Origin of the sequence: Micromonospora globispora (assembly GCF_003857015.1) — a bacterium.
Classification (GTDB): domain Bacteria; phylum Actinomycetota; class Actinomycetes; order Mycobacteriales; family Micromonosporaceae; genus Micromonospora; species Micromonospora globispora.
Map to the genome: position 1 here is coordinate 1 of NZ_QGGF01000325.1, position 6,093 is coordinate 6,093.

Genomic DNA, 6,093 nt, shown 5'->3' on the forward strand with positions numbered 1-6,093 from the left:
GATCGGCAGGCCGACGCCGACGGGCGCCGCGGGAGCGGACCGCCTCGCTCAGGTGAGCAGCGGCAGCACCTGCGCCAGCGGGCCGGCCGCCGACCGGCGCCCGGTCGCGAGGTCCAGCCATGTCACGGCGTCCAGGTCCGACGCCACGGAGACCAGTCCCGGTGCCCGGTGTGCCAGCACCAGCCGGAGGCCGTCCGCCGCGATCGCAGCCGCCTCCGGATCCGGCGCCATCGGGGCCACCAGGTCCAGGCCGTGCACGACCGCCTCCACGCAGCGGGTGATCAGGTAGTCGGCGAGCGTCATCGCGCCCCGCAGGGTGCCGACGGTGCGCCCCAGGTCCGCCGCCATCAGCACCGGTACCGCCCGCTCGACGTTGCCGGCCAGGTCGAGGCGGCCGGTACGGGCGGCGGTGCGGGCCGCCCGGTCGACCGCCACGGCCAGCGCCCCGGTCTCGGCGAGGTTGACCGCCAGCGTCACCTCCGCTCCGGGCGGTGCCGCGCCGGCGAGGAACCGGGTCAGCAGCAGCGGCTGCGCGGCCAGGTGGGCGACGACCTCCCGGTTCGTCCAGCCCGCCACCCGCGTCGGGGTCGACAGGTCCAGCGTGGACACCGCTACGGCGAGCTGGTACCACTGGCGGACCAGGGCCTCGCGTACGGCCGGCGGATCGGGGGTGGCGTATCCGTCAGGCGTCATCTCCGCACGGTAACCGCGGCCGCGGTCACCGGGGAATGCGCGGGATTGCCCACTTCGGATGGTGACCGGGCGTTGATGCCCACGCGGTGGGCACCTAGGCTGACCCGGACCCGCCAGACACAAAGGAGCGTCGGTGACGGACAAACCCCTGACCACGACGGCGCGCACGGACGCCCTGGACACCAGCGTCCCGCACTCGGCCCGGCTGTGGAACTACCTGCTCGGTGGCAAGGACAACTTCGCCGCCGACCGGCAGGCCGCGGAGCAGGTTCTCGCGTTCATGCCGGAGCTCGTCCAGTCGGCCCGGTTCAACCGCGAGTTCCTCGGCCGGGCGGTCCGTCACCTCGCCGGTGACCTCGGCATCCGCCAGTTCCTCGACATCGGCACCGGCCTGCCCACGGCGAACAACACCCACGAGGTGGCGCAGGCGGTCGCCCCGGAGTCCCGGGTGGTCTACGTCGACAACGACCCGATGGTGCTCGTGCACGCCAGGGCGCTGCTGACCAGCAGCCCGGAGGGCGCGACCGACTACATCGAGGCGGATGTGCGCGACCCGGAGCGCATCCTGACGGAGGCCCGCCGGACGCTGGACTTCACCCAGCCGATCGCCATCATGCTGCTCGGCATCATGAACTTCGTCGTGGACGACGACGAGGCGGTGCGGAGCGTGCGCCGGCTGATCGACGCGGTGCCGGCCGGCAGCTACCTGGTCGTCTCGCACCCCACTCGGGAGGTCAACCCGGAGGCGGTCGACCGGGCGCTGGACATGTGGAACGACGGTGGCGCCGCGACGATGGCCGTCCGCACCCCGCAGGAGATCGCCCGCTACTTCGACGACCTCGAGATCCTCGAACCGGGCCTGGTCACCTGCTCGCGGTGGCGCCCGGACGGCAACGACACCACCCCCACCTCGGAGTACTCGGCGGTGGGCCGCAAGGTCGCCTGACCGGGGTCGGCCGCCCGGCGCTGAGCCGGGCGGCCGACCAGCGGTGGATCAGTAGACCGTCACGCCGTACGCGCTGGCGGCCTCGGGGACGGGCTGGTAGAACGTCGTGCCACCGGACTTGCAGTCACCGCTGCCGCCGGAGGTGATACCGAGCGCCTTGGTGCCGTCGTAGAGGGGGCCGCCGGAGTCGCCGGGCTCGGCGCAGACGGTGGTCTGGATCATGCCCTTGACGGTGCCGCTGCCGACGTACCGAACGGTCACGTTGAGAGCGGTCACGGTCCCGCTGTGCGTGCCGGTGGTCGAGCCGGTGCGCTTCACCGACTCACCGACGTAGGCGTTCGCCGCGGTGTAGCCGCCCGGGTGGCTCAGGCCGGTGTTGTCGTACCGGACCAGGGCGTAGTCGTTGCCCGGGAAGCTGGAGCCGATGGTCGGGCCGATGAGAGTGGTGTGGCTGGAGTTCGTGTACCAGGTGTTGGCCACGTTCCCGCAGTGCCCGGCGGTCAGGAAGTAGTAGACGCCGGACTTGACCACGTTGAAGCCGAGCGAGCAGCGGTAGTTGCCACCGTAGATGGCGTCACCTGCGGAGAGCAGCGCACGGAAGACTCCGCGCGCCCGGTCGATCCGGATCGCGCCGGCGTTGCGTCCGGCGGTCTGCTTGATGGTCGAGATCTCGGCGGCGGAGACGCTGTCGTCGGCGGTCACCACCACCCGCCCGGAGCCGGCGTCGACGTGCCAGGCGATGCCCTCGACGCCGGACGCCTGGACGGCGTCGCTGGCCTGCGCGAGGTCGTAGCTCTGCGGGGCGGCGCCGGCGGCGGTCGGCGCGGTGAACGCGCCGGCGGCGACCAGGCCGACGATGGCGGCGAGTAGTCGGGCGAACCGGCCGGAGGTGGGTCGGGTTCTCACGGGCTCCTCCTCGAAGGGGACGGGCGCACCGGGTTCGGCTCCCGCTGGTCGGTGCCGGATCTCGGCATCGACGCGGTGACCTCGGCGAACGCTGTAGCGGCGAGTATCCACCAGGGTCTATGCGGGGGCAAGGGCCCGCCGGAGTGTCGGCCGATTCGCGGTTAGGCTGTGGCCTGGGGGAGGTGCGCCATGCAGTCGAAAATGACCGGGGCCTCGCGCCTGATCGCCCGCGCCGGTGAACGGCCACTCCGATGACCCGGGCGGGACGCCGCGCCGCCGATCCGGCGCTGGCGGCGCTCGACGCGGCGGTCCCCGGCGGCGTGCGGACCCGGGCCGCGGACCGGTTGCGGCTGGCCCACGACGCGTCGCACTACCTGCTGCACCCGCGCGCGGTGGTCACCCCGGGCAGCGCGGAGCAGGTCGCGGCGCTGCTGCGGCACAGCCGGCAGACCGGTACGCCACTGACCTTCCGCTCCGGCGGCACCAGTCTCAGTGGGCAGGCCGTCACCGACCAGGTGCTGGTCGACACCCGCCGGCACTTCCGCGAGGTGGACGTCCTCGACGACGGCCGGCGGGTGCGCGTGCAGCCGGGAGTCGTGCTGCGCCAGGTGAACAACCGGCTCGCCCCGTACGGCCGCAAGCTTGGCCCCGACCCGGCCAGCGAGTCCGCCTGCACCATCGGCGGCGTGGTCGCCAACAACTCCAGCGGGATGACCTGCGGCACCCAGTTCAACACCTACCGGACGCTGGAGTCCCTGCTGCTCGTGCTGCCCAGCGGGACCATCCTGGACACCGGCGCCCGGGACGCCGACGAGCGGCTGCGGGCCACCGAGCCGGAGCTGCACGCCGGCCTCCTGCGGCTGCGGGACCGGGTGCGCGGCAACCCCGACTCGGTGCGCCGCATCCAGGCCCAGTACGCCATGAAGAACACCATGGGCTACGGGGTGAACGCGTTCCTCGACCACGACTCACCCAGCGACCTGCTCACCCGGCTCGTCGTCGGCAGCGAGGGCACCCTGGCCTTCGTCGCCGCGGCGACCTTCCGCACCGTACCGGTGCACCGGCACGCCGCGACCGGCCTGCTCATCTTCGACACCCTCGGCCAGGCGATGGCCGCGATGCCGGCGCTGGTGGCGGCCGGCCCGGCGGCGATCGAGTTGCTCGACGCCGAGGCCCTGCGCGTCGCCCAGCTCGACCCGCAGGCCGACGCCGCCCTGCGGGGCCTGGTCGTGCGGGAGCACGCGGCCCTGTTGATCGAGTGGCAGGAGACCGACCCGGAGGTCCTCGCCGACCGGGTGGCGGCGGCCCGGCCGGTCCTCGCCGACCTGCCGCTGACCAGCCCGGCCCGGCTCAGCGGCGAGGCGCCGGCCCGGGCGGCGCTCTGGCACATCCGCAAGGGCCTGTACGCGGCCGTCGCCGGCGCCCGCCCCTCCGGCACCACCGCGCTGCTGGAGGACATCGCCGTCCCGGTGGCCGCGCTCGCCGACACCTGCGCCGAGCTGGCCGAGCTGTTCACCCGGCACCGCTACGAGCAGAGCGTCATCTTCGGCCACGCCAAGGACGGCAACCTGCACTTCATGCTCAACGAGCGGTTCACCGGCGGCGAGGCGCCGGAACGCTACACCGTCTTCACCGAGGAGATGGTCGACGCCGTCCTCGCCTACGGCGGCACGCTGAAGGCCGAGCACGGCACCGGCCGGGTCATGGCGCCGTACGTCCGCCGGCAGTTCGGCGACGAGCTGTACGACGTCATGCGCGAGGTCAAGCGGCTCTGCGACCCCGATGGCGTGCTCAACCCCGACGTCCTGCTCAGCGACGACCCCGACATCCACCTGCGGCACCTCAAGACCGTGCCGACTGTCGAGCCGGAGGTGGACCGCTGCGTGGAGTGCGGCTACTGCGAGCCGGTCTGCCCCAGCCGCGACCTGACCACCACGCCGAGGCAGCGCATCGTGCTGCGCCGGGAGATCGCCGCCGCCCGGGCCGACGGCAACGCGCAACTGGCCGACGAGCTGGCGGACGACTACGACTACGACGCGGTGGACACCTGCGCCGTCGACGGCATGTGCGCCACCGCCTGCCCGGTCCTCATCAACACCGGCGACCTGGTGAAGCGGCTGCGCGCTGAGCGGAACGGCCGCCTCGCGCAGACCGGCTGGCAGGGCGCCGCCAACCGGTGGGACACCACCACCCACGGCATGGGCCGGGCGCTGGACCTGGCCGGCAGCCTCCCGCCCGCGCTGCCCGAGGCCGCCACCCGGGCCGCCCGCGTCGTCCTCGGCGCCGAGCGGGTCCCGCGGTGGCAACGGGACCTGCCCCGGGGCGGCAGCGTCCGCCGTCCCCACCCGGTCGACGACCCGGACGCGGTGTTCGTCCCGTCCTGCCTGGGCACCATGTTCGCCCCCGCCGAGGGTGGGCCGGGCGTGGCGGCCGCGCTGCTGGCCCTGGCCGAGCGCGCCGGGGTGCGCCTGCTCGTCCCCGACGGGATCGCCACCATCTGTTGCGGCACCCCCTGGTCCTCCAAGGGCCTCACCGCGGGCTACCAGTCCGTCCAGGACCGGGTGCCGCCCACCCTGCGCGCGGCCAGCCGGGACGGCGCACTGCCCGTGGTCAGCGACGCGGCGTCCTGCACCGAGGGCTTCGCCCGGCTGGTCGCCGACGGTGGCGACACCGTGCGCGTCGTGGACGCCGTCGCGTACGCCGCCACCGAGCTGCTGCCCCGGCTGACCGTCCGTCGGCGGCTCGCCTCGCTCGCCCTGCACCCGACCTGCTCGTCCACCCGGCTCGGGCTCGACGCGGCGCTGCTCGCCGTGGCTGAGGCGGTCGCCGACGAGGTGGTCGTCCCGGACGGGTGGCAGTGCTGCGGCTTCGCCGGCGACCGGGGGCTGCTGCACCCCGAGCTGACCGCCTCCGCCACCCGGGAGGAGGCCCGGTCGGTGTCGCGGCGGGAGTTCGAGGGGTACGCCTCGGTCAACCGCACGTGCGAGATCGGCATGGCCCGGGCGACCGGCCAGCCGTACCGCCACCTGCTCGAACTCCTAGACCAGGCGACCCGCTGACCGGGGCCGGTACGCGGCCGGCTCATAGACTCCGGGTCAGGTCGCCGACGATCTCGGCGGCCGGGGCGGCCCTTGCGGCGCGCCAGCCGGTGCCCGCCCAGAGGTGCACCCGGTCCGGGTCACCGGCCTGCGCGGCGGCGGCCCGCAGCGGCCGGGTCAGGTGGTGCAGTGCCGGGTAGCCGAGCGGCGCTTCCGCGTCGTACCGGTCGATGAAGTCGTTGCGCAGCGCCCGGGCCGGCCGTCCGGTGAACGCCCGGGTGACCACCGTCCGGTCGCGGCGGGGATCGGCGAGCGCGTCGCGGTGGGTGGCGCTCGTCCCGCTCTCGTCGGCCCGCAGCAGCAGCGTGCCCACCAGAACGGCGGTGGCTCCGGCGGCGAGCGCCGCCCGCACGTCGTCAGCCCCACCGATGCCGCCGGCCGCGAGGACGGGCAGTCCGGTCTGGGCGCGGCAGAACTCGGGGTGGACGGCCTGGTCGTGCAGAGCGGGGA

5 protein-coding genes are annotated in these 6,093 nt (G+C 74.3%); 2 read left to right on the plus strand and 3 right to left on the minus strand.

Going from position 1 to position 6,093, the window contains the following annotated elements; translation table 11 throughout:
* Positions 1-48: 48 nt before the first annotated feature.
* Complete coding sequence (locus DKL51_RS16095; protein WP_109943612.1) at positions 49-693, minus strand: maleylpyruvate isomerase N-terminal domain-containing protein; 645 nt, start codon at positions 691-693, stop codon at positions 49-51.
* Between the two features lie 133 nt (positions 694-826).
* Between DKL51_RS16095 and DKL51_RS16100 the strand changes: the two genes are divergently transcribed.
* Positions 827-1,639 (plus strand): SAM-dependent methyltransferase, encoded by an 813-nt coding sequence (locus DKL51_RS16100; protein ID WP_109943613.1) that lies wholly within the window; start codon positions 827-829, stop codon positions 1,637-1,639.
* Between the two features lie 48 nt (positions 1,640-1,687).
* Here the strand turns inward: DKL51_RS16100 and DKL51_RS16105 are convergent, their stop codons facing one another.
* Positions 1,688-2,545, minus strand: a complete 858-nt coding sequence (locus tag DKL51_RS16105; RefSeq protein WP_109943614.1) for a S1 family peptidase — start codon at positions 2,543-2,545, stop codon at positions 1,688-1,690.
* 251 nt (positions 2,546-2,796) lie between these two features.
* On the opposite strand from DKL51_RS16105, the gene DKL51_RS16110 reads away from it, so the two are divergent.
* Positions 2,797-5,604: an FAD-binding and (Fe-S)-binding domain-containing protein gene (locus DKL51_RS16110; protein WP_109943615.1), complete on the plus strand. Its 2,808-nt coding sequence runs from the start codon at positions 2,797-2,799 to the stop codon at positions 5,602-5,604.
* Between the two features lie 22 nt (positions 5,605-5,626).
* Here the strand turns inward: DKL51_RS16110 and DKL51_RS16115 are convergent.
* On the minus strand, positions 5,627-6,093 hold a 467-nt coding region (locus DKL51_RS16115; protein ID WP_185734816.1), incomplete at its 5' end, for a nitronate monooxygenase.